General features: G+C 73.0%; 21 protein-coding genes. 10 read left to right on the forward strand and 11 right to left on the reverse strand.

Annotated features, from left to right (window positions below):
- Window positions 1–20: 20 nt before the first annotated feature.
- Window positions 21–776, forward strand: a complete 756-nt coding sequence (locus tag ACP6CK_RS08850) for a class I SAM-dependent methyltransferase (RefSeq protein WP_426958518.1) — start codon at window positions 21–23, stop codon at window positions 774–776.
- On the opposite strand, the gene ACP6CK_RS08855 is transcribed toward ACP6CK_RS08850, so the two are convergent.
- Window positions 758–1,846 carry an acyltransferase family protein gene (locus tag ACP6CK_RS08855; RefSeq protein WP_426958519.1) on the reverse strand — a complete coding sequence of 363 codons (1,089 nt, stop codon included), beginning with the start codon at window positions 1,844–1,846 and terminating at the stop codon, window positions 758–760. The two genes, ACP6CK_RS08850 and ACP6CK_RS08855, sit on opposite strands and share 19 nt — an antisense overlap.
- Window positions 1,847–2,050: 204 nt before the next feature.
- Here ACP6CK_RS08855 and gpmI point away from each other — a divergent pair, with 204 nt between their 5' ends.
- The 5 genes from gpmI to ACP6CK_RS08880 all read left to right on the forward strand — a co-directional run bounded on the left by gpmI (window position 2,051) and on the right by ACP6CK_RS08880 (window position 8,260).
- Window positions 2,051–3,577 (forward strand): 2,3-bisphosphoglycerate-independent phosphoglycerate mutase, encoded by a 1,527-nt coding sequence (gene gpmI, locus ACP6CK_RS08860; protein ID WP_426958520.1) that lies wholly within the window; start codon window positions 2,051–2,053, stop codon window positions 3,575–3,577.
- A 50-nt stretch (window positions 3,578–3,627) separates the two neighbouring features.
- The gene (locus ACP6CK_RS08865; RefSeq protein ID WP_426958521.1) at window positions 3,628–4,941 is read left to right on the forward strand and encodes a murein hydrolase activator EnvC family protein; all 1,314 of its coding nucleotides are present in this window, start codon (window positions 3,628–3,630) and stop codon (window positions 4,939–4,941) included.
- 138 nt (window positions 4,942–5,079) lie between these two features.
- Window positions 5,080–6,459, forward strand: a complete 1,380-nt coding sequence (locus ACP6CK_RS08870; RefSeq protein ID WP_426958522.1) for a S41 family peptidase — start codon at window positions 5,080–5,082, stop codon at window positions 6,457–6,459.
- A gap of 342 nt (window positions 6,460–6,801) precedes the next feature.
- Complete coding sequence (locus tag ACP6CK_RS08875; RefSeq protein ID WP_426958523.1) at window positions 6,802–7,719, forward strand: divergent polysaccharide deacetylase family protein; 918 nt, start codon at window positions 6,802–6,804, stop codon at window positions 7,717–7,719.
- Between the two features lie 34 nt (window positions 7,720–7,753).
- Window positions 7,754–8,260 carry an RNA pyrophosphohydrolase gene (locus ACP6CK_RS08880; RefSeq protein ID WP_426958524.1) on the forward strand — a complete coding sequence of 169 codons (507 nt, stop codon included), beginning with the start codon at window positions 7,754–7,756 and terminating at the stop codon, window positions 8,258–8,260.
- Window positions 8,261–8,264: 4 nt separating this feature from the next.
- On the opposite strand, the gene ACP6CK_RS08885 is transcribed toward ACP6CK_RS08880, so the two are convergent.
- The 7 genes from ACP6CK_RS08885 to ACP6CK_RS08915 form a co-directional block, all read right to left on the reverse strand.
- The gene (locus ACP6CK_RS08885) at window positions 8,265–9,458 is read right to left on the reverse strand and encodes an endo-1,4-beta-xylanase (RefSeq protein WP_426958525.1); all 1,194 of its coding nucleotides are present in this window, start codon (window positions 9,456–9,458) and stop codon (window positions 8,265–8,267) included.
- A gap of 1 nt (window position 9,459) precedes the next feature.
- A complete protein-coding gene (locus ACP6CK_RS08890) occupies window positions 9,460–10,320 on the reverse strand; it encodes a ferritin-like domain-containing protein (protein WP_426958526.1) in 861 nt (286 codons plus the stop codon).
- A gap of 166 nt (window positions 10,321–10,486) precedes the next feature.
- Window positions 10,487–10,897: a F0F1 ATP synthase subunit epsilon gene (locus ACP6CK_RS08895; protein ID WP_426958527.1), complete on the reverse strand. Its 411-nt coding sequence runs from the start codon at window positions 10,895–10,897 to the stop codon at window positions 10,487–10,489.
- 4 nt (window positions 10,898–10,901) lie between these two features.
- Complete coding sequence (atpD, locus tag ACP6CK_RS08900; RefSeq protein ID WP_426958528.1) at window positions 10,902–12,329, reverse strand: F0F1 ATP synthase subunit beta; 1,428 nt, start codon at window positions 12,327–12,329, stop codon at window positions 10,902–10,904.
- Between the two features lie 10 nt (window positions 12,330–12,339).
- Window positions 12,340–13,221: a F0F1 ATP synthase subunit gamma gene (locus ACP6CK_RS08905; protein ID WP_426958529.1), complete on the reverse strand. Its 882-nt coding sequence runs from the start codon at window positions 13,219–13,221 to the stop codon at window positions 12,340–12,342.
- Between the two features lie 25 nt (window positions 13,222–13,246).
- Window positions 13,247–14,779 carry a F0F1 ATP synthase subunit alpha gene (gene atpA, locus ACP6CK_RS08910; protein WP_426958530.1) on the reverse strand — a complete coding sequence of 511 codons (1,533 nt, stop codon included), beginning with the start codon at window positions 14,777–14,779 and terminating at the stop codon, window positions 13,247–13,249.
- A gap of 4 nt (window positions 14,780–14,783) precedes the next feature.
- On the reverse strand, window positions 14,784–15,359 hold the full coding sequence (locus tag ACP6CK_RS08915; protein WP_426959895.1) for a F0F1 ATP synthase subunit delta: 576 nt from the start codon (window positions 15,357–15,359) through the stop codon (window positions 14,784–14,786).
- 286 nt (window positions 15,360–15,645) lie between these two features.
- On the opposite strand from ACP6CK_RS08915, the gene ACP6CK_RS08920 reads away from it, so the two are divergent.
- The gene (locus tag ACP6CK_RS08920; RefSeq protein ID WP_426958531.1) at window positions 15,646–15,912 is read left to right on the forward strand and encodes a hypothetical protein; all 267 of its coding nucleotides are present in this window, start codon (window positions 15,646–15,648) and stop codon (window positions 15,910–15,912) included.
- A 150-nt stretch (window positions 15,913–16,062) separates the two neighbouring features.
- Here ACP6CK_RS08920 and ACP6CK_RS08925 read toward each other — a convergent pair whose 3' ends face one another.
- The gene (locus tag ACP6CK_RS08925) at window positions 16,063–18,378 is read right to left on the reverse strand and encodes a primosomal protein N' (RefSeq protein WP_426958532.1); all 2,316 of its coding nucleotides are present in this window, start codon (window positions 18,376–18,378) and stop codon (window positions 16,063–16,065) included.
- A 57-nt stretch (window positions 18,379–18,435) separates the two neighbouring features.
- On the opposite strand from ACP6CK_RS08925, the gene fsa reads away from it, so the two are divergent.
- The 3 genes from fsa (at window position 18,436) to ACP6CK_RS08940 (ending at window position 20,816) form a co-directional block, all read left to right on the forward strand.
- Entirely contained in the window at window positions 18,436–19,092 is a 657-nt protein-coding gene (gene fsa / locus ACP6CK_RS08930) for a fructose-6-phosphate aldolase (protein WP_426958533.1), read from the forward strand.
- A 192-nt stretch (window positions 19,093–19,284) separates the two neighbouring features.
- Window positions 19,285–19,920, forward strand: coding sequence for a hypothetical protein (locus ACP6CK_RS08935; protein ID WP_426958534.1), 636 nt, complete (start codon window positions 19,285–19,287; stop codon window positions 19,918–19,920).
- Window positions 19,917–20,816 carry a tyrosine recombinase XerC gene (locus ACP6CK_RS08940; RefSeq protein ID WP_426958535.1) on the forward strand — a complete coding sequence of 300 codons (900 nt, stop codon included), beginning with the start codon at window positions 19,917–19,919 and terminating at the stop codon, window positions 20,814–20,816. Before ACP6CK_RS08935 ends, ACP6CK_RS08940 begins: the two co-directional genes overlap by 4 nt.
- Before the next feature lie 15 nt (window positions 20,817–20,831).
- Here the strand turns inward: ACP6CK_RS08940 and ACP6CK_RS08945 are convergent, their stop codons facing one another.
- A complete protein-coding gene (locus ACP6CK_RS08945) occupies window positions 20,832–21,059 on the reverse strand; it encodes a hypothetical protein (protein WP_426958536.1) in 228 nt (75 codons plus the stop codon).
- A 34-nt stretch (window positions 21,060–21,093) separates the two neighbouring features.
- Complete coding sequence (locus ACP6CK_RS08950) at window positions 21,094–21,693, reverse strand: hypothetical protein (protein WP_426958537.1); 600 nt, start codon at window positions 21,691–21,693, stop codon at window positions 21,094–21,096.
- Between the last annotated feature and the right edge of the window lie 91 nt (window positions 21,694–21,784).

The raw sequence follows: 21,784 nt of genomic DNA on the forward strand, positions 1-21,784 counted from the left end.
CATCGCCCGGAGCGACCCGCTTGCCCGACGCCTCGACCGTCCCGGACGCCGCGCCGCACCCGGTCCTGACCCACCGCTATGCCACGGCCGAGCGTCGGGAGGGCTTCGTCCGCGCCCTCTTCGACCAGACCGCCCCGCATTACGACCGGATCGACCGGATCTTCTCCCTCGGCACGGGGCCGGGATACCGGCGCCGCGCCCTGGCGACGGCGGGGCTGCGGCCGGGCATGCGGGTGCTGGATGTCGCCACCGGCACCGGCCTCGTCGCGCGGGAAGCGGTGCGGCTGGCGGGCGACGCCGCGCTCGTCACCGGCCTCGACCCGAGCGAGGGGATGCTGGCGGAGGCGCGGAAGAACCTTCCCGGGGTGACCCTGCTGCGCGGCAAGGCGGAGGCGATCCCGCTGGCGGATGCGAGCGTCGACTTCCTCTCCATGGGCTACGCGCTGCGCCACGTGGCGGACCTGCACGCCGCCTTCGCGGAATATCGTCGCGTGCTCCGCCCGGGCGGGACGCTGCTGATCCTGGAGATCGGGCGGCCCGAGAGCCGCCTCGCCCGCGGGATCGTCCGGGCCTACATGGGCGGCGTGATCCCCGCCGCCTGCTGGATCGCCGCCCCCCGCCACCGCTCCGGCGAGCTCATGGCCTACTACTGGGAGACGATCGCGGCCTGCGTCCCGGCCGAGACGATCCTCGGCGCCCTGTCCGCCGCCGGCTTCTCGGACGCCACCTGCGCGACGGAGCTGGAGGTCTTCCGGGCCTATTCCGCCCGCGCCTGACCCGCCGCCCAGGCAGGGGCGGGCAATGGTGCCCCCACCGGGCGAAGGCCGGGACGCCTGGGCAGGCGCGACGCGAGCGCCCGGCCGAGCGGCTTGTCCACCAGCAGGTGGAGCGCGATCGCCGCCGCGAGGCACAGCACGGTCCCCGCGACGATAAAGGCAGGGATGGAGGACGGGAGCGGTCCCGGCGCCCATCGCCACGCTGCTCCGAGGGCCGCCAGCACGATCGTGTGGACGAGGTAGAGCGCGTAGGACGCATCGCCGACGAGCAGCGGGGCACGTAGCACCGGCACCCGCCCCGTCCGCTCCAGCGCGAGCGCGCCGAGCACGATGAGCGCCGAGGGCACGCCCAGCACCAGGCCGCGCGGCAGGCTTTCCCCCAGCATCCAGCCGCCGGGCAGCAGGGCGAAGCCGCCCAGGAGAAAAGCGAGCCCCACGCCCGGCCCTGGCAGCCATCCGGCCCGCCAGGCGAGCCCGAGCGCCATGCCGAACCAGAACTCCACGACCATGGTGTTGCCGTAGAAATGCAGCAGCACGCCCGCCGAGGGGACGAGGCGGGCGGCGACGACCAGCGCGAGCAGCGCTGCCCCCATCGCCCAGAACCGCGCCGCTTTCGGCAGCAGCAGGGCGAGGCCGAACAGGACGTAGAAGGCCATCTCGTTGTTCAGGGTCCAGCCCGGGATGAGGATCGGGAAGGCATCCCCGAGCACGGGATGCGGGTGCGGCACGAAGAGGTAGGACGTGACGATGTGCGAGAGGTCGAAGCGGCCGCTGCGCACGAGGTTGGGGACGACCAGAACGGCGAACACCATGAGCGTCGTCAGCAGCCAGTAGAGCGGGACGATCCGCACCAGTCGGCGCAGCAGGAAGTCGCCCGGGCCCTGGGGCGTTCCCGCCGTGGTCACCCACATGATCAGGCCGCTGATGACGAAGAACACATCCACGCCGGAAGCGAGCCACTCCGTTCCCGACACCTGCATGGATAGTCGGCTGAGCGGCGCGTTCATGTGGTACAGCACGACCATCAGGGCCGCGGCCGCGCGCAGATACTGAATCGAGACGAGCTGCATCGGACGGCCCTTGAACCGCGCGCATTCGTGGCCAGGGGCCGCGCCCGGTCAAGCAGCCGGCCACCACCCGTCCGGCCATGCCCGTCTGGCCAGGCCCGTCTCGCCATGCCTGTCTGGCCAGGCCCGTCTCGCCATGCCTGTCTGGCCAAGCCCCGCACCCCGGTCTATCTCCGCCGCGGCCGCCGCCGCGGAGAGACCGATCGAATGCCCCGTCCGAAGCCCGTCATGCTCGTCATCCTGGATGGCTGGGGCTGGAGGGAGGAGACGGCGGACAACGCCGTGGCGCTGGCGAATACCCCGACCTTCGACGACCTCTGGGCCACCTGCCCGCACGCCTTCCTCCGCACCTGCGGCCCCGATGTCGGCCTGCCCGAGGGACAGATGGGCAATTCGGAGGTCGGGCACCTGAACATCGGCGCCGGCCGCATCGTCATGCAGGACCTGCCCCGCATCGACGCCGCCGTCCGGGACGGCACGCTGGAGGGGCTGCCGCCGGTGGTGGCGATGGGACATCGCCTGCACGCCACCGGCGGCACGCTGCACCTGATGGGCCTTCTCTCGCCGGGCGGCGTGCACGCGCACCAGGATCACGCGCTGGCGCTCGCCCGCATCTTCGCGATGAAGGGCATCCCCGTCGCGATCCACGCCTGGACGGACGGCCGCGACACCGCGCCCCACGCCTCCGCCGAGACGGTCCCGGCCTTCGAGGCGTCGCTGCCGCCGGGCGCGCGCCTCGCGACCGTCACGGGCCGCTACTTCGCCATGGACCGCGACAACCGCTGGGAGCGCGTCTCCCAGGCCTGGGGCGCGATGGTGATGGCGGAGGGCGCGCGGGCGGAGAGCGCGGCCGCGGCCATCGCCGCCACCCACGCGGCCGGCAAGACCGACGAGTTCGTCCCTGCCACCGTCCTGCCGGGCTATGCCGGGATGAAGGACGGCGACGCCGTCCTCTGCTTCAACTTCCGCGCGGACCGGGTGCGCCAGATCCTGGCCGCGCTGCTGGACCCGCTCTTCACCGGCTTCCCGCGCCCGCGCACGCCGTCCTTCTGCGCCGCCGTGGGCATGACGGAGTACTCAGAGGCTCTGAACGCGCACCTCGCGACGGCCTTCCCGCCGCAATCCATGGCCGATCTGCTCGGCCCCACGGTCTCGGCCGCTGGCCTCACCCAGCTCCGCATGGCGGAGACGGAGAAGTATCCGCACGTCACCTACTTCCTGAACGGCGGGGAGGAGGCGCCCTCCCCGGGCGAGGACCGGGTCATGGTCCCCTCCCCCAAGGTCGCGACCTACGACCTGCAGCCCGAGATGTCGGAACCCGAACTGGCGGCCAAGGCGGAGGCCGCGATCCGCGCCGGGCAGCACGACCTGATCATCCTCAACTTCGCCAATGCCGACATGGTCGGGCACACCGGCAGCCTGCCCGCGGCGATCAAGGCCTGCGAGGCGGCAGATGCCGGGCTCGGCCGCATCGTCGCGGCCATCCGCGACACGGGCGGCGCGCTGCTCGTCACCGCGGACCACGGGAACGCGGAGATGATGCGCGACCCCGTGACCGGCGGGCCGCACACCTCCCACACGCTGAACCCCGTGCCGGTGGTGATGCTCGGCGGGCCAGTCAGGGCGAGGATGGAGGACGGGCGCCTCGCGGACCTCGCGCCCACGCTCCTGGCCCTGCTCGGCCTCGCGCAGCCCGCCGCGATAACGGGGAAGGTCCTCTACACCGCCGGATGACCGACGCCCGGCGATCCGGCAGGATCGCGCCCGAACCCGGGGACCGGGCCTTGCGCCTTCTTTTCCTCCTCCTGCTGGCGGCGCCGGCGGCGCTCGCCCAGCCCGCACCCGACCGCCCCTCCCTGCGGGAGGCGGAGCGCGAGGCCGGCGCGGCCCGCGACGAGGCCCGCGCCGCCGGGCGCTCCGTCCGCGCGGCGGAAGCGGCGGAGCGCGGCTTGGCCGAACGCCGGGCCGCCGCGGGCCGCCGTGCCGTCGCGGCGGAGACGGCCCTCGCCGAGGCCGAGGCGCGGCTGGCGGCTGCCGAGGCGCAGCGGGACGCGGCGGAGGCCGACCTCACCCGCCGGGCCGAGGCGCTGGCCCCGATGATCCCGGCGATGCGCCGCCTGGGCCTCTGGCCCGCCGAGACACTTCTCGCGGTCCCTGCCCCACCGGAGGACGCGCTGCGCGGCGTCCTCATCCTCCGCCACCTCGCCCGCCGCCTCGCGGCGGAGGCGGCCGAGTACCGCCAGGCCCGGGAAGATGCCACGCGCGCCGCCGCCGCGCTGGAGGAGGAGCGGAACCGCCTCCTCGCCGCTCGCCTCTCGGCACGCGAGGCGGCGGAGGCGGTGGAGGAGGCGCTGGCCGAGGCCCGCACCCGCCGCGAGACCGCCCGCGACACCGAGGCCGAGGCCGCCCGCCGCGCCGCCGGGGCCGCCGGCCGCGCCCGGGATCTGCGCGCCGCCGTGGAGCGTCTGGAGCGCGAGGCCGAGGCCCGCGAGGCCAGGGAGCGCGCCGAGACAGCCGCCCGCATCCGGGAGGCCGAGGCGCGCGAGGCGGCCGCCCAGGCCCGGGAGCGGGAGGCCGAGAGCCGGGAACGCGAGGCCCGCGCCGCCGATGCTCGCGACCGCGCCGCGCGCGATCGGCAGGAGGCCCTCCGGGAGGCCGAGGCCGCGCGCGACCGGGCGGAGGCGGCGCGGGAGCGCGCGAGCCAGGCCGCCCTGCCGGCCGGCCCGCCCCCCGCCCGGGGCGCCCCTGTCGCCGGCCGCATCCAGCGCGACTTCGGGCAGGACGGCGCCACCGGCCAGAGCTGGGCGGCCGCCCCCGGGGCCCGCGTGGTTTCCCCCTGCGGCGGACGGGTCGTGTTCTCCGGACCGTTCCGGTCCTTCGGACGGATGTTGATCCTGGATTGCGGGGGCGGGTATCATTTCGTTCTGTCCGGCCTGGACCGTCTCGACGCGGAGGTGGGACAACGGCTGGCGGCGGGGGAAGCGGTCGGTACACTCGGTAACGCGTCCGGGGGTGGCGTGGGCCGCGCAACGCTCTACGTGGAGTTGCGGCGGAACGGTCAGGCGGTGGACCCGAGGGGCTGGACCGCGCGAGGATAGAGCTTCGTCCCGGTGAGGCCACCGGGCGCGAAGGCACCGGGCAGGAGCCCGGCAGGACGACGAGACGAGGTCCCGGCAGACCCGGGACGAGACGAGGCAGCGTTCCGGCAGGCCGGGACGAAGGGGAGCCGAGAGCGAATGCGGTCCAAGGTTCGGCGTTTCGCGGGCGTGGGTGCGGCCTTCGCCGCCGGCGTGGTCATCGGCCCCATGGTCGCGGCCTGGGCGCAGGACGGCTCGCGCGCCGAGACCTACCGCCTGCTCAACCTCTTCGGGGACGTCTTCGAGCGGGTGCGCGCCGAGTACGTGGAGCCGGTCAACGACCGGGACGTGATCGAGAACGCGATCAACGGGATGCTCCAGGGGCTCGACCCCCACTCCTCCTACATGAACCTGCGCTCCTTCCGGGACATGCAGGTGCAGACCCGCGGCGAGTTCGGCGGCCTCGGCATCGAGGTGTCGCAGGAAGCCGGCTACGTGAAGGTCATCTCCCCGATCGACGAGACGCCGGCCGCCCGGGCCGGGGTGAAGCCGGGCGACCTCATCACCCACATCAACAACACCTCCACCCAGGGCCTCACGCTGCAGGAGGCGGTGGACCAGATGCGGGGCGAGCGCGGCACCCGCATCAACCTGACCATCCGGCGCGAGGGCACGGCCCAGCCAATCGAGATCACGCTGACGCGGGAGACGATCCGCCCGCAGGTCGTCCGGTCCCGCATGGAGGCGGGCGACATCGGGTACATCCGCCTCACCTCCTTCAACGAGCAGACCGAGGTCGGCCTGCGCCGCGCCCTGACCCAGCTCCGTGCCCAGGCGCGGGAGGGGCTGAAGGGGCTCGTGCTCGACCTCCGGAACAACCCGGGCGGGCTGCTGGAGCAGGCGATCCAGGTGTCCGACGACTTCCTGGAGCAGGGCGAGGTGGTCTCCACCCGCGCCCGCCGATCGGAGGACGCGCAGCGCTGGAATGCCCGCGCCGGCGATATCGCCTCGGGCATCCCGATCGTCGTGCTGATCAACGCCGGCTCCGCCTCGGCCTCCGAGATCGTCGCGGGCGCCCTGCAGGACCACCGCCGCGCCATCGTGCTGGGTGTGCGGTCCTTCGGGAAGGGCTCCGTGCAAACGGTCATGCCGCTGCCCGGGAACGGCGCCATCCGGCTGACCACCGCCCGCTACTACACGCCCTCCGGCCGCTCCATTCAGGCGACGGGCATCGAGCCCGACATCGAGGTGCTCGCCCAGCGCCAGGACGCCCAACAGAACCGGGAGCGCGACCGCGAGGCCAATCTTGGCCGGTCCCTGCGCAACGACACGCAGGGCCGTGAGGCGGCCCGCCCGCCCGCGCCGCTGCCGCCGCTGAACCTGCCCGCCGGCCTTCAGGAGCGCGTCCAGCGCCTGCCGGCCGAGGACGCGCCGGCCTTCGACCCGACGAAGCCCGAGACCGACCACCAGCTCCAGCAGGCGACCACCCTGCTGCGGAACCTGGCGGCCGCCCAGCCGCTGCGCCGCGCCAGCCGCTGACGCGGCACCCGGGCGTCGGACGTGCGGGCGCTCGGCCTTTTCTGGATCCTCGTGCTGGCCGGGCTGGGGGTTGGCGCGGCTTGGCTGAATCACCTCGGCCCGCCGGAGCAGATTCCGCCCGGCCTAGCCCGCACCGCCCAGGCGCCTTCCTTCCCGCCAGCCCCACCGATGGCACCGCCCGAGAGAGCGGAGCCACCGGCTCCGGTTGCGGCGGCACCCGCGGTACCCACCGCCGGACCTGCTCCCGAGCCGCAGCCTGAGCCGGCACCGCCCGCCCCCTCCGCGGCCGAGGCGCCGCCGGAGCCGGCCGCCGCGCTGCCTCCGCCTGACCCGTCCGGGCCGGTGGCCACCGCCGCCGCCGTCGCGCCGCTCACCCCGCCGAGCGCGCCGGAACCGCCCCCCCTGCCCGTCGTCGCGCCGCGTGCGCAGGCCACGGTGGACCGCCCGATCCCGCCGCCCGATCCGACGTTGCAGGAACCCTCCCCGCACGGGCCGGTGCCGCGCGCCGGGGCGGAGGGGCGCACGCCCGCCCGCGCCTATGCCCGCCCCTTCGACCGCAGCGACACCCGGCCCCGGATCGGCCTCGTGATCGGCAATCTCGGCCTCAACGCCGCCCTCTCCGACGAGGCGATCCGCCGACTGCCGCCCGCCACGGCCCTCGCCTTCTCTCCCTACGCTGCCCGGCCGGAGGTGCTGCTGGAGCGCGCCCGCGCACGGGGGATGGAGGTGCTCTCGGCCATCCCGATGGAGCCCGCCGGCTACCCCAGCACCGCCGACGCGGGCGACCGTGCCCTGTTGACCGGCCTGACGCCCGGAGAGAACGCGGACCGCTTGCTCTGGACGCTCTCGCGCATCTCGGGGCAGGTCGGCGCGATCGGGGCGCTTGGCCCCATGCGCGGGGAGCGTTTCGCCGCCCTGCCGGAGTCCATCGGCGCCGTGCAGACCGGCTTGTACAATCGCGGCCTGCTCTATTTCGACCCGCGCCCCGGCGCGCCCTCCCCGCCACGCGCCTTCGGCCGCGCCGTGGATCTCGTGGTGGACGAGCCGGCCACGCGCGGCGAGATCGAGCGCCGCCTCGCGGAGCTGGAGCGGATCGCGCGGGACCGCGGATCGGCCCTCGGCCTGGCGGCCGATCCGGCGCCGGTGCTGGTGGACCGCATCGCCGCCTGGGCCGCCGGGCTGGAGGAGCGCGGCCTCGTCCTCGCCCCCGTCACCGCCCTGGCCCGCCGCGGCGACGACCTGCCGCGCCCCGCCCCGTGAGAGCCCTGCCCGCGACACCATGACCCGTGAGACGATGACCGGCGACCGCCTGCCGCTGCGCCCGAATGTTGGCGCCTGCCTCTTCAACCGGGACGGCCTCGTGCTGGTCGCCCGGCGCGCCGACATCTCGGCCAACGCGCCGATGGGCGAGGGCGACGCCCATGCCTGGCAGCTTCCCCAGGGCGGGCTCGACCGCGGCGAGGACCCCGTGGAGGGCGTGATGCGCGAGCTGTCAGAGGAGATCGGCACCCGCAACGCCGTCATCCTCGGGCGGATGGCGGAGTGGCTCGACTACGACCTGCCGGCCCACCTGATCGGCAAGGCGCTCGGCGGCAAGTTCAGGGGCCAGACCCAAATGTGGTTCGCGCTGCGCTTCCTGGGCGAGGACTCCGAGATCCGGCTGGACGCCGACGAGCACCCGGAGTTCGACACTTGGCGCTGGGCGCCGCTCGCCGAACTGCCCGGCCTCGCCGTGCCCTTCCGCCGTCCGATCTACCAGCGGCTGGCGCAGGACTTCGCCCGCTACGCCGTGCCCGGCTGAGGGCTTACCGGAACCAGCCGTCCGGGTCCGGCCGCTCCCCGCGGAAGGCGCGGGCGAGGGCGCGCCACATCTGCTTGCGGTTGTACTCCCAGTCCAGCGGGACGCCGCGGTGATGCGTGCCGCCCTGCCGCGCGACGCCCGTATCCGTCACGGTCCAGGAATACTTGTCGATCAGCCCCCAGGTGAGGAAGGTCCGCACCCCCGCCTCGATGGCGGTGGAGGTGAAGGCATAGGTGCGCTCCGCCACCAGCCGGTCGCGCTCGGGATACTCCGCCGCGATGGTGGAGCCCTCCCGCAGGTCGAGCTCGGTCACGAGCACGGCCAGCCCCTCCGCGCGCAGGGCGCGCACGAACTCCGCGAAGACCGGCGCGGAGAACGGCTTGTCGATCTGAAGGTGGGCCTGGAGGCCGACGGCATCCAGCGGCACCCGCGCCCGGATCAGGCCGCGGACCAGGGCGAGCAGGCGCCGACGCTTTTCCGTCGCGGCCGGCGTGTCCTCCTCCACCCCGTAGTCGTTCAGGGTCAGGCGCAGCGTCGGGTCGCGCTCCCGGGCGATGCGGAAGGCGGTCTCGACATAGCCGGGGCCGAGGGCACGGAGCCAGGGCGTATCCCGCATCTCCCCGGTGGCCTGGGGCACGTCGCTGCCCGGCGGGTTGGCCACGGCCTCGTTCACCACGTCCCAGTCGCGGATCGTGTTGCGGGTCTGGCCGAGGACGCGGGTGATGTGCGCCTCCATCACGCCGCGGGCGCGCTGTGCACTCTCCCCGATGGCGGCGCGGGCCCAGTCGGGCATCGCGTTGTGCCAGACGAGCGCGTGGCCACGCGTGGTCCGGGCGCGGTTCTGGCCCCAGCGGATGATCGCCTCGAAGCCGCCGAACTCGAACTTGCCCTCCTCGGGCTGAAGGGCGGCGAACTTCGCCTCGTATTCCGGGACCAGTACCCCGGCCTCCCGCTCATAGGCGGCGGCGTAGAAAGGATCGCTGTTCAGCAGGTTCGCCTGCACGGCCGACCCGAAGGTGAGGCCCCGTTCGCGCGCGATCTGCCACAGGCCCGGCGGCGGGTTGAGCGCGGGATTGCCACGGGGCTCGGCGGTCTGGGCCTGGGCGCAAGCGGCTGCGGCTCCGGCCAGCGCGACCCCGAGAAGGGGCCGGCGGGGAAGCGGGCGGCGCCCGCCGGAGGGGGGCGGGGCCGCTCGCATGTCAGGCCGCCGCGCGCGTGGCGGGGGCGTTCTCGTTCGCCGCGCGCGCCAGGGCCTGCCGGTAGCGGTCGCGCCGCCAGCAGAGCAGCCGCCAGGCGCCCTTGGCCGCGAGGTCCGAGAGCCGCCCGCGCGGTTCCAGCCCGATGGACTTGAACACCATGCCCATGCCGCGCTCGATGTGGCGGAAGCGGTAGAAGCCCATGGCGCGGCCCATGTAACCCGCCACGCAGCGCTCGTGGCTGTAGGGGGTGTCGGCACTCTCGTTGCCGCAGTGATAGGCGAAGGAGAGCTCGTCGTCCTCGCTCTCGCCGATCCGGCCGGCGGCCACGCGCAGGCGCTTGGGGAAGGAGAGCTTCTCCCGCGCGAGATAGCGCTTCATGTGGTCGTAGAAGAGCTTGAAGTGGCGATACTCATCGGCCGCGATGAGCTTGCAGACCTGCTTCAGCACCGGCTCCTCGGTGCTCTCGCCCAGCGCCGTGTAGTAGGACGACGTGCCCGTCTCCACCATGCAGCGGGCGATCAGCTCCCCGGTGCGCGATCCGCGGATGGAGGCGTCCGCCTTCACGTCGATCTTGTAGCCGGCGCGGTAGCGGGTGAAGGCGTCGTCGAAGGACCAGGAGGGGTCGGCCAGCTCGCCCCACTTGCCCAGCGCGTCGCCGTGCTGGACCTCCTCCACCGCCCAGTTGTCGGCGGCCTGGCGGAAGTCGGGATCGTCCCCGAAGACGTTGTTGAGGTAGATCGCGTAGTCCACCCCGTTCTTCTCGACGAGGGCGGCGGCCTTCACCAGCGGCACGATCTCCGGATCGACCTTCGACGGGTCGAACCGGTCCCAGGCGATCTGGTCGAGGGTCCAATGCTTCATGCGATTCCAGACGATGATGCGGGCAGCTTAGCCCGTCCGGGACGCGCCGCCCAAGGACTGTGACAGGTCCATGTCCGGTCGCCAGGCCCGCATTACAACCGCCAACTGTGCGGGTCGCCCAGAGGTGTGGCCGGCGGGCCGCAGCGGCGGCCCGGCCGGTCGGTCGTCAGGCCGCCTGGGCGGCGTCCGCCATGGCACGGGCGGCGGCCAGGCGGGCCTGCGCCTGATCCTGCGCCTCCGGAGTCTGCGGGGCGCCCGCCAGGGCGGCCTCGGCCTCCGTCACCCGCTGGGTGGCCATGGCGCGGGACAGGCTGGCCACGGGCGTCGCCTCATCCGCCAGCACCGTCACGCGGGCCGGGGTGATCTCCGCGAAGCCGCCCATCACGAAGAGGCTCTCGGTCTCCCGCCCGCCCTCGCGCACGCGGATGACGCCGCCCCGCAGGGCGACGATCATCGGCGCGTGACCGGGCAGGACGCCCATCTCACCCTCGGCCGCGGGGATGGTGACCATCTCCACGGGGCGGGAGAGGAGCAGGCGCTCCGGGCTCACCAGCTCGAGGTCGAAGGTGTCGGCCATGAGACTAGGCCGCGACCTTCAGCGTCTCGGCCTTCTTCACCGCGTCCTCGATGGTGCCGACCATGTAGAAGGCGGCCTCCGGCAGGTGGTCGTACTCGCCGGCGACGATGCCCGCGAAGGAGCGGATCGTGTCCTCCAGCTTCACGAACACGCCCGGGGTGCCGGTGAAGACCTCCGCCACGTGGAAGGGCTGGGAGAGGAACCGCTGGATCTTGCGGGCGCGGGCGACGACCAGCTTGTCCTCCTCGGACAGCTCGTCCATGCCCAGGATCGCGATGATGTCCTGCAGCGACTTGTAGGTCTGCAGGACGCGCTGCACCTCGCGGGCCACGCGGTAGTGCTCCTCGCCCACCACGCGGGGGTCGAGGGCGCGGGAGGTGGAGTCCAGCGGGTCGACCGCCGGGAAGATCGCCTGCTCCGCGATGGAGCGGGACAGCACCGTCGTGGCGTCCAGGTGGGCGAAGGAGGTGGCGGGCGCCGGGTCGGTCAGGTCGTCGGCCGGCACGTAGATCGCCTGCACCGAGGTGATCGAGCCCTTCTTCGTGGAGGTGATCCGCTCCTGCAGCGCGCCCATGTCGGTGGACAGCGTCGGCTGGTAGCCCACCGCGGAGGGGATGCGGCCGAGCAGCGCGGACACCTCGGCGCCAGCCTGGGTGAAGCGGAAGATGTTGTCGATGAAGAAGAGCACGTCCTGCCCCTGCTCATCACGGAAGTACTCCGCCATGGACAGGCCGGAGAGGGCCACGCGGGCGCGGGCACCCGGCGGCTCGTTCATCTGGCCGTACACCAGCGCCACCTTGGAACCCTCGGTGGTGCCCTCGCCGAGCTTGATGACGCCGGCGTCGATCATCTCGTGATAGAGGTCGTTGCCCTCGCGGGTCCGCTCGCCCACGCCGGCGAAGACGGACACGCCGCCGTGGCCCTTGGCGATGTTGTTGATCAGCTCCTGAATCGTCACCGTCTTGCCGACGCCGGCGCCACCGAAGAGGCCGATCTTGCCGCCCTTGGAGTAGGGGGCGAGCAGGTCCACCACCTTGATGCCCGTGACGAGAATCTCGGTCGCGGTCGCCTGGTCCTCGAAGGCGGGGGCGGCGCGGTGGATGGTGTAGGTCTTGTCGTGCGGGACCGGGCCGCGCTCGTCGATCGGCTCGCCGATGACGTTCACGATGCGGCCGAGCGTGCCCTCGCCGACCGGGACGGCGATGCCCTTGCCGGTGTCCACCACCTCGGAGCCGCGCACGACGCCGTCGGTCGTGTCCATGGCGATGGTGCGGACGGTGCGCTCGCCGAGGTGCTGCGCCACTTCCAGCACCAGGGTGCGGCCGTTCACGTCCGTGGTCAGCGCGTTCTGGATGTTCGGCAGCTCGGAGGGGAACTGCACGTCCACGACGGCGCCGAGGACCTGGGTGACCTTGCCGACGTTGTTCTTCATGGGTTGCTCCTCAGACCGCCTCGGCACCGGAGATGATCTCGATCAGCTCCTTGGTGATGTTGGCCTGTCGCGTGCGGTTGTAGTTCAGGGTCAGCTTGTTGATCATCTCGCCGGCGTTGCGCGTGGCGTTGTCCATCGCCGTCATGCGCGCGCCGTGCTCGCCGGCGGCGCTCTCCAGCAGCGCGCGATAGATCTGGATGGCGAGGTTCTTCGGCAGGAGCTGCGCGAGGATGGTCTCCTCGTCCGGCTCGTACTCGTACAGCGCCGTCGCGCCGGCAGCGGTGGTGTCGTTCGCCGGCAGCGGCGCGGGGATGAGCTGCTGCTCGCTCGCGACCTGGGAGATCACCGAGCGGAAGCGGTTGTAGATGAGGGTGCAGACGTCGAACTCGCCGGCCTCCAGCATCGTGGTGATGCGGTTGGCGACCTCGTCCGCCTCGGCGTAGCTGATCCGCTTCACGCCGGCGTAGCTCGTCTCGCCGACGATGCGGCTGGCGAGCTCGCGCTTGAGATAGGCGGCGCCCTTGCGGCCGAGGGTCAGGACCTTGACCGTCTTCCCCTCGGACTCGAGCTGCCGGACGCGGGCGCGGGCATAGCGGCCGACGTTCGTGTTGAACGGCCCGGCCAGGCCGCGGTCGGCGGTGACCACCACCAGAAGGTGGACGCGGTCGGCGCCCGTGCCCACGAGCATCCGCGGCGCGTCCGGCGACCCGGCCACCGCCGAGCCGAGCGAGGCGAGCATCCGCTCCATCCGCTCGGCGAAGGGCCGCGCGGCCTCGGCCTGGGCCTGGGCGCGGCGGAGCTTCGCCGCCGCCACCATCTTCATGGCCTGGGTGATCTTCCGCGTGGACTTCACGCTGTTGATCCGGCCGCGCAGCGCTTTCAGGCTGGGCATGGGTGAGCTCTCCGCCGCCCCCGCGTCAGCCGAAGGACTTCGCGAAGCCGTCGAGGAAGGCGATCAGCTTCTTCTCGGTGTCGCCGCTGATCGCGCCCTCGGTCCGGATCGCGTCCACGATCTCCGGCTTCGCGGCCTTGATCTCGGACAGCATCCGGCGCTCGAACTCGCCCACCCGGCCAACCGGGATCTTGTCGAGATAGCCGCGCGTTCCCGCGAAGAGGGACAGCACCTGCTCCTCGACCGGAACCGGCTCGAACTGCGGCTGCTTCAGCAGCTCCGTCAGTCGCGCACCGCGGGCCAGCAGCGCCTGCGTGGAGGCGTCGAGGTCCGAGGCGAACTGCGCGAAGGCCGCCATCTCGCGGTACTGGGCCAGCTCGAGCTTGATCTTGCCGGCGACCTGCTTCATCGCCTTGATCTGCGCCGCCGAGCCCACGCGGGACACTGACAGGCCGACATTCACCGCCGGGCGGATGCCGCGGAAGAACAGCTCGGTCTCGAGGAAGATCTGGCCGTCGGTGATGGAGATGACGTTCGTCGGGATGTAGGCGGACACGTCGCCGGCCTGCGTCTCGATGACCGGGAGCGCGGTCAGCGAACCGGCGCCGAAGTCGTCGTTCATCTTCGCCGCCCGCTCCAGCAGGCGGGAGTGCAGGTAGAACACGTCGCCCGGATAGGCCTCACGGCCCGGCGGACGGCGCAGCAGCAGCGACATCTGGCGGTAGGCGACGGCCTGCTTCGAAAGGTCGTCGTAGAAGATGACCGCGTGCATGGCGTTGTCGCGGAAGAACTCGCCCATGGCGCAGCCGGTGTAGGGCGCCAGGAACTGCATCGGCGCCGGGTCGGAGGCGGTGGCGGCGACGACGATCGAGTACTCGAGCGCGCCGCGCTCCTCCAGCGTCCGCACGAGCTGCGCGACGGTGGAGCGCTTCTGCCCGATCGCGACGTAGATGCAGTAGAGCTTCTTCTTCTCGTCGGTGCCGGCGTTGATCGGCTTCTGGTTGATGATCGTGTCGATGATCACCGCGGTCTTGCCGGTCTGGCGGTCGCCGATGACCAGCTCCCGCTGGCCGCGGCCGATCGGGATCAGGCTGTCGATCGCCTTGATGCCGGTCTGCATCGGCTCGTGTACGGACTTGCGCGGGATGATGCCCGGCGCCTTCACCTCGACGGTGGTGCGCTTGACGTCGACCAGCGGCCCCTTGCCGTCGATCGGGTTGCCCAGCCCGTCCACCACGCGGCCGAGCAGGCCCTTGCCGACCGGCACGTCCACGATCGTCCCGGTGCGGGAGACGGTGTCGCCCTCACGGATGCGGGTGTCGTCGCCGAAGACCACGACGCCGACGTTGTCGGATTCGAGGTTCAGCGCCATGCCGCGCACGCCGGCGGAGGGGAACTCCACCATCTCGCCGGCCATGACGTTCTGCAGGCCGTAGCAGCGGGCGATGCCGTCGCCCACGGTCAGCACGGTGCCCACCTCGGCGACGTTCGCCTCGGTGTCGAAGCCAGCGATCTGCTGCTTCAGGATGTCGGAGATCTCGGCGGGACGGATGTCCATGGGATCAGGCGGCTCCCTTCATGACGTAGGACAGGCGTTGCAGCCTGGACTTGATGGATGTGTCGTAGAGACGGGAGCCGATCTTCACGATCAGCCCGCCGAGGATGGAGGGGTCCACCGTCTCGATGAGGCGGACGTTGGAGTAACCGGCCTCCGTCAGCCGCGCCGCGATCTGCGTGCGCTGCGTGCCGGTCAGCGGGTGGGCGGTGGTGACCTCGGCGGTCTGCTGCCCGCGCTGCTCCGCGAGAAGCGCGCCGAAGGAGGTGGCCACGGAGGGGAGCGACGACAAGCGCCGGTTGGCGATCAGCACGCCCACCAGGTTCTTCACGTCCCCGCCGATCCCAGCGCGATCCAGCACGGCGAAGGCACCGTTCCGCTGGGCCGTCGAATCGAGCCGGGGATCGGCGACGAAGGCCCGGAAGCCCTCATCGTCCCGCCACAGGGAGAAGAGGCGGTCCATGTCGCCGGCGACGGCGTCCACCGACTTCCTGTCCTTGGCCAGCTCGAGCAGGGCCTGGGCATATCGCTCCCCCGCACCGGTCGGGGAGGCCCCGGCCAGGGTCCCGGGGGAGGCGTTCATCGCGGCTGCGTCGGAGGCCACTGGCGATCCCGTCCTAGGGTGGAGTCCGGCGACCCGCGCCGCACGGGGCGGATTCGGGCCGGCGCGCGGCGCGCGGAAACGGCCCCGGTCGGGGCCCCCTTCGCCGGCGCGCGCCCTTAACATGATGCAATGTCGCACCGCAACCGGCCGGGACCGGCAAACACCAGCGGAAAGGTCATTGGAACCCTGCCCGCCTCTGCGCGCTTCAACGGGAAGAGCCGCCGCCCGAGGCTGCGGCCTATGAACCGGCCAGGGGAGACCCGTCATGAGCGATCGCGTCAACAAGCCTGATGGCACCGACATGCGGCAGCCGCGCCAGGGTGCCGAGTACGTGTCCGATCTGAAGCCCGGCGCCGGCACGGACGCCAAGCTGGACAAGGAGGTGAAGGACACCTTCCCTGCTTCCGACCCGATCAGCCCGAAGGTGATCACCGGCTTCGTGGCCACCCCCGACGTGAACGAGAAAATCATCGAGGGCGAGGGCAAGGCCGAGGCCCGGAACGCCCGCGAGGACCTTCCGCGGCAGGGTTAGCACCGCTCAGGCCGCCGATTCGGCCATCCGGGCAACGTATTCGTCGCAGCAAGGTCCGCGTCATCACCGTCGCGGATCGCGCGTCCGCTCCGGCAAAGGCCGGGGCGGATTCGGCATGTGCGTATTCAGGGCAATTTTCGACCCATCCCTCTAAAGGAAACTCACGGGGTCCACGTCCACCTGGACCCGGACCGCGTTCGGCACCTCCACCCGGCTGAGCCAGTCTCGCAGCAGCGGCTGGACCGCCACGTCCCGCCGAGCCTTCAGCAGCAGGCGCCGCCGGTGGCGGCCGCGCAGCATGGACAGCGGTGCCGGCGCCGGACCCAGCACCTGCACCCCCTCCCCGCCCGGTGCGGCCAGGCCGAGGTCGCGCGCCACGCGGTCCGCCGCCCGCTCGTCCTCGGATGACACGATCAGGGCCGCGAGCCGCCCGAAGGGGGGCCAGGAGCCGGGGCGGCGGGCCTCGGCCTCCTCGGCCATGAAGCTGTCCAGGTTGCCGGAGACGAGCGCCTGCATGACCGGGTGGTCCGGGTTCCAGGATTGCAGCAAGACCCGCCCCGGGCTCTCGGCCCGGCCGGCGCGGCCGGCGACCTGATGCAGCAGTTGCACCGTCCGCTCGGCCGCGCGCAGGTCCCCTCCGGCGAGGCCGAGATCCGCGTCCACCACACCGACCAGCGTCAGGTGCGGGAAGTGCCAGCCCTTGGCGACGATCTGGGTGCCGATGATCAGGTCCACCTCGCGCTCGGCGATCTGCCGCGCGGCCTCGGCCGCCGCGGCGGGACCGGGGATGGTGTCGGACGCCATGACCAGTCGGCGGGCCTCGGGGAAGAGCTGCGCCGCCTCCTCCTGCACTCGCTCCACGCCGGGGCCGATGGCGGTCAGGTTCCCCTCGGCGCCGCACTCCGGGCAGAATTGCGGGATGGGCTCGGCATGGCCGCAGTGGTGGCACTGCAGGCGGCGCTGGGCCCGGTGCTCCACGAGCCAGGCGGTGCAGTTCGGGCAGCGGATGCGGTGGCCGCAGGTCCGGCACAGCGTCATCGGCGCGTAACCCCGCCGGTTCAGGAAGAGCATCGCCTGCTCCCCCCGCGCCAGCGTGGCCGTGATCAGCTCGATCAGGGGCGGCGAGAGGAACCGCCCGCGCTCCGGCGGGACCTTCCGCAGATCCAGCACCTCCACCTCGGGCAGGCCGGCGCTGCCGTGCCGCGTGGGCAGGCGCTGCGCGGTGTAGCGGCCCTGCTCGGCGTTGGTCAGCGTCTCCAGGCTCGGCGTCGCGGAGACGAGGACGCAGGACGCCCCGGCCATCCGGGCGCGCACCACCGCCATGTCGCGCGCGTGGTAGATGACGCCGTCCTCCTGCTTGAAGGCGGTCTCGTGCTCCTCGTCCACGATGATGAGGCCGAGGTCCGGGAAGGGCAGGAACAGGGCGGATCGGGCACCGACGAGGACCTGCGCCTCCCCCTCCGCCACCGCGCGCCAGGTGGCGCGCCGCTGCCGGCCGGACAGCTCGGAGTGCCAGAGCGCCGGTGCGCAGCCGAAGCGCGCCTTGAAGCGGTCGAGCCACTGGGACGACAGCGCGATCTCCGGCAGCAGCACCAGCGACTGCCGTCCCTGGCGCAGGCACTCCGCCACCGCGTCGAGATAGACCTCCGTCTTGCCGGACCCGGTGACGCCCGCCAGCAGCGTCACGCCGAAGGCGCGCTTCGCCACGGCATCCCGCAGGCTTGCCGCCACCTCCGCCTGCTCGGGCGCCAGGGACGGACCGGGATGCTCCGGATCGGGGCGCGAGAAGGCCCGCGGGCGCGGCAGGAGGGCCGGCTCGATCAGCCCCGCATCGGCCATGCCGCGCAGCACGCCGGTCGAGACCTCCGCCTCGACCGCGATGTCGGCGCCGGCCCGGGGCTCCTCCGCGGTCATCACATCCAGCACGCGGCGGCGCTGGGCCGTCATGCGGTAGCCGGGCGCCCCGCCCTGCGCCGCCAGCCCGGCCGCCGAGAGCTTCCAACCCGCCTGCTGCCCCGGCGGCTCCAGGGCGGAGGGCACGCTCATCGCCATCCGCAGCACCGCGCCGGGGGGCGCGAGGGTGTAGGCCGAGACCCACTCCACGAAGCGCCGCAGGCTCTCCTTCATGGGTGGGGCGAGCATGGGGGTGATGATGTCCCGCATCTTGCCCTCGGGCAGGCTCGGGTCGGGATCGCCGTCCCACACCACGCCCAGCATCTCCCGCCCGCCCAGCGGCACGGCGACGAAGGTGCCAGGCTCCGGCAGGGGGTGGCCGGCCGGGACGCGGTAATCGTAGGCACCGCCGCCCGGCGTCTCCAGCGGCAGGGGCAGCAGAACCCGCACGCGGCGCGATGGCGGGCCGGCCGGCTTCGCCGACCGCCGCTTGCCCTTGGAGGTCGCCGGCGGGGCGGACTCCAATCCTTCAAACAGCCCGCCGTCGAACGTCCTGGACTCGGCGTCGCTCATCGCTATTGATCCGCCGCCATGGCCGCCCGCCCGGCGGCGATTTCCAGGACAATCCAGATGAAGTTCTTCGTGGACACCGCCGAGGTCTCCGAAATCCGCGCCCTCGCCGAGAGCGGCCTGCTCGACGGCGTCACCACCAACCCCTCCCTCATCGCCAAGTCCGGCCGCGCTATGTCCGAGGTGGTGAAGGAGATCTGCGACATCACCCCCGGCCCGGTCTCCGCGGAGGTCACCGCCACCGACTACGACGGGATGATGCGCGAGGGGGAGCACCTGGGCCGGATCGCCCCCAACGTCGTCATCAAGCTGCCGCTGACGGAAGCGGGGCTGCGCGCATGCAAACATATGGTGAACAACGGGGTGATGGTCAACGTCACCCTGTGCTTCTCTGCGGCCCAGGCGCTGCTCGCGGCCAAGGCCGGCGCTACCTACATCTCCCCCTTCGTCGGCCGGCTGGACGATATCGGCCAGGACGGCATGACCCTCATCGCCGACACCGTGCAGATCTACCGGAACTACCCCGCCCTCACGACCGAGGTGCTGGTGGCCTCCATCCGCCACCCCATCCACCTGATCCAGGCGGCGAAGATGGGGGCCCACGTCGCCACCCTGCCCCCGGCCGTCATCAAGTCGCTCTACAAGCACCCGCTGACCGACCGCGGGCTGGAAGCCTTCCTCGCCGATTGGAAGAAGACCGGGCAGTCCATCCTGTAGGATGGCCGGGCTTCGGCCTGCGCCGTCGCCAGCGTGTCTCCGGGAGGCGCCGCCTCCCGGACCCTCGGCCGGGGCAGACGTGCCCCCCGGACCCCGCGATCCTTCTCGATGCGTATACAGCCGGTGCTTTCAGCGGAATCGCCGCCAAAGCCCGATTCGCCACCTCCGCCCGCGGCTGGCACACTGCCGCCGATGACCCGTCCTGGCCCCCAGCCGGACACCCCCGCCCCGGATGAGGAAGCGGTGCGCGTGGCCCGCTACCTCTCCGCCCATCCCCGGTTCCTGGCGGAGCACCCGGCCCTCTACCGCGCCCTCCATCCGCCGCGCCGCGTGCACGGGGACAATCTGGCCGACCACATGGAGGCCCTACTCGCCGTGGCGCGGGCCGAGACGGGATCGGTGGCGGCCGCCGCCCGCGCCGGCCAGGACCTGACCCTGCGCGCGGCCGCCGCTGCCGTCGCCCTCATCGGCGCCCCCGATCCGCTGGCGGTCGTTTCGGGCGAATGGCCCGCCCTGCTCGGCCTGGAGGCCGCCACCCTGGCCGAGGAGCGCCTCGCCGCCCGCTGCCCCCTGCCCGCCGGTACTGTGGAGCGCCTGCTCGGCGGCCGGGAGGCCGCCGTCCGGAACCTGCCCCTGGCCGAATCAGCCGCCCTGCACGGCGAGACGCACCCGCTGATCCAGCGCGACGCCCTGGTCCGCCTGCCCGGCACGGCGCCTCGGCTACTCGTGCTCGGCGCCCGCAGCCCCGGCGCGCTGCCGACGCACGGCGCGACGGCTCCTCTGCGCCTTCTCGCGGACGCCCTCGCCCGCGCCCTCGACGCTGGATGAACGCCGCCGCAGCCCGCGTCGCCTTCCTCGACTGGCTAACCGCGGAGCGGCGCGCCAGCCCGGAGACCGTGGAAGCCTATGGCCGCGACCTCGCCGACCTCCTCGGCTTCCTGACAGCCCACCAGGGCGGCGAGCCCGATCTCGCCGCACTGCGCCTGGCCGACCTGCGCGCCTTCCTGGCGCATCGCGCCTCGCAGGGGATCGGCGCCTCCTCCCGCGCGCGGCAGCTCTCCGCGATCAAGACCTTCCTGCGCTTCCTCGTACGCCGCCACGGCCTGCCGCCCCTGCCGCTGGCCGGCGTCACCGGTCCGCGCCGCCGCCCGCCCGTCCCCCGCGCCCTGACCGCCCCCCAGGCCCGCGCCGTCACGCGCGACACGGACGAGGCCGAGGACGACCCGCGCCTCGCCGCCCGCAACCGCGCGCTCTTCACGCTTCTCTATGGTTGCGGGCTGCGTATCGCGGAGGCGCTCGCGCTCGACGTGCGCGACGCGCCGAAGGCCGGGACCGGCCTTCGGGTGCTCGGCAAGGGCCGGAAGGAGCGCGTCGTCCCCGTCCTGCCGGCGGTGGAGGCGGCGGTGAAGGAATGGCTTCGCCTTCGCGGCGCGGCCGGGCCGGGCGAGCCGCTCTTCACCGGTGCCAAGGGGGACCGGCTGAATCCCGGCGTCGCCCAGCGCGCGCTCCGCGACCTGCGCCGGCTGACCGGACTGCCGGAGCACGCGACGCCCCACGCGTTGCGCCATTCCTTCGCCACCCACCTGCTCGGCGGCGGCGCGGACCTGCGCGCGATCCAGGAGCTGCTGGGGCATGCCAGCCTCTCCACCACGCAGCGCTACACGGCGGTGGACTCGGCGGGGCTGCTGGAGACCTGGCGAAAGGCCCACCCGCGCGCGGACTGAGCCGCGCCATTCGGGTCAGGGCAGCCGCCCGCCATTCGCGACGCAGGAGGCGATGAGGTTCTCCCGCTCCCGCCGCCCACGGGAGAGGGATCCGGGCGGGTAGCGACGAGCGACCTCCTGCCGGCACTGCTCCTCGATCGTCATCGGCGTGGGCGCCGCGGGCCGCCGCTCCTGGGCCAGCGCCGGGGCGACCATGACCGCGAGCACAGGCGAAGCACCGGCCAGGGTCGCGATCGCCCGCATGGAGCGGCTCAGCACAGCGCCGTGCCTCACCGGCTCAGAGCATCACCGGCGTGCGCGCCGGCCGGAGCACGGTGAAGGCGAAGGCCAGGGCGGCCTCGGCCCGTCCACCCCACCAGGCGCCGCGATGCGTGTCGCCGGAGGCGGCGGCCACCGCGCAGCGCATCCCGCGCAGCGTGCCGAGCGCGTCATGCGCCAGGGACTCCGGCTCGCTCCGCGGCCGGGAGGTCGCGGCGGGGGCCGCCGCGGCCGGGCAATGGGACAGGGCGCGGCGGAAAGCCTCCCGGTCCGCCGCGACGCGGGACACGGGCTCAGGCGCGAGGGTGACGGCGAATTCGGCGCCGCGCAGGCTCGTCGTCAGGCGCTGGCCGCCGGCACCGGGCTTCACCAGGGCCTGACGCAGCTCCCCCTCGGCATGGGCGAGCAGGCGGTCATAGGCGTCCAGCTCCCCGGACGGGCTCGCCTGCGCCACGCCGGCGAGCAGCGGAAGGCCGATCAGGGCGAGCGCCGCGTGACGCGCCACGCCGCGCATGTAGCGGCGCTCCGGGCGGTAGCGGGTGGAGCGCACCACGCGGGTCCAGGCCGCCAGCACCAGCCGGGCGAGTCGCGGAAGCGGCGCGAGGCGGTGCGGGGTCATGGCGGTCAGCCCTCCTGGGGTGCTGAACGCCGGTTTACCGTTCCAGTGTCACGCCGGTGTGGCGGAAAATGTCGTCTCTGTGTCGCGATGC

Origin of the sequence: Muricoccus radiodurans (assembly GCF_050154705.1) — a bacterium.
GTDB lineage: Bacteria > Pseudomonadota > Alphaproteobacteria > Acetobacterales > Acetobacteraceae > Roseomonas > Roseomonas radiodurans.

Excerpts from the sequence above, each read along its gene's own strand:
- fsa (WP_426958533.1), top strand. The coding sequence starts at position 18,436 with ATGAAGTTCTTCGTGGACACCGCCGAGGTCTCCGAAATCCGCGCCCTC.
- ACP6CK_RS08920 (WP_426958531.1), top strand. The coding sequence starts at position 15,646 with ATGAGCGATCGCGTCAACAAGCCTGATGGCACCGACATGCGGCAGCCG.
- ACP6CK_RS08895 (WP_426958527.1), bottom strand. The coding sequence starts at position 10,897 with ATGGCCGACACCTTCGACCTCGAGCTGGTGAGCCCGGAGCGCCTGCTC.
- ACP6CK_RS08905 (WP_426958529.1), bottom strand. The coding sequence starts at position 13,221 with ATGCCCAGCCTGAAAGCGCTGCGCGGCCGGATCAACAGCGTGAAGTCC.
- ACP6CK_RS08880 (WP_426958524.1), top strand. The coding sequence starts at position 7,754 with ATGACCGGCGACCGCCTGCCGCTGCGCCCGAATGTTGGCGCCTGCCTC.
- ACP6CK_RS08940 (WP_426958535.1), top strand. The coding sequence starts at position 19,917 with ATGAACGCCGCCGCAGCCCGCGTCGCCTTCCTCGACTGGCTAACCGCG.
- ACP6CK_RS08885 (WP_426958525.1), bottom strand. The coding sequence starts at position 9,458 with ATGCGAGCGGCCCCGCCCCCCTCCGGCGGGCGCCGCCCGCTTCCCCGC.
- ACP6CK_RS08945 (WP_426958536.1), bottom strand. The coding sequence starts at position 21,059 with ATGCGGGCGATCGCGACCCTGGCCGGTGCTTCGCCTGTGCTCGCGGTC.
- ACP6CK_RS08925 (WP_426958532.1), bottom strand. The coding sequence starts at position 18,378 with ATGAGCGACGCCGAGTCCAGGACGTTCGACGGCGGGCTGTTTGAAGGA.
- gpmI (WP_426958520.1), top strand. The coding sequence starts at position 2,051 with ATGCCCCGTCCGAAGCCCGTCATGCTCGTCATCCTGGATGGCTGGGGC.
- ACP6CK_RS08915 (WP_426959895.1), bottom strand. The coding sequence starts at position 15,359 with ATGAACGCCTCCCCCGGGACCCTGGCCGGGGCCTCCCCGACCGGTGCG.
- atpA (WP_426958530.1), bottom strand. The coding sequence starts at position 14,779 with ATGGACATCCGTCCCGCCGAGATCTCCGACATCCTGAAGCAGCAGATC.
- ACP6CK_RS08890 (WP_426958526.1), bottom strand. The coding sequence starts at position 10,320 with ATGAAGCATTGGACCCTCGACCAGATCGCCTGGGACCGGTTCGACCCG.
- ACP6CK_RS08870 (WP_426958522.1), top strand. The coding sequence starts at position 5,080 with ATGCGGTCCAAGGTTCGGCGTTTCGCGGGCGTGGGTGCGGCCTTCGCC.
- ACP6CK_RS08950 (WP_426958537.1), bottom strand. The coding sequence starts at position 21,693 with ATGACCCCGCACCGCCTCGCGCCGCTTCCGCGACTCGCCCGGCTGGTG.
- atpD (WP_426958528.1), bottom strand. The coding sequence starts at position 12,329 with ATGAAGAACAACGTCGGCAAGGTCACCCAGGTCCTCGGCGCCGTCGTG.
- ACP6CK_RS08935 (WP_426958534.1), top strand. The coding sequence starts at position 19,285 with ATGACCCGTCCTGGCCCCCAGCCGGACACCCCCGCCCCGGATGAGGAA.
- ACP6CK_RS08855 (WP_426958519.1), bottom strand. The coding sequence starts at position 1,846 with ATGCAGCTCGTCTCGATTCAGTATCTGCGCGCGGCCGCGGCCCTGATG.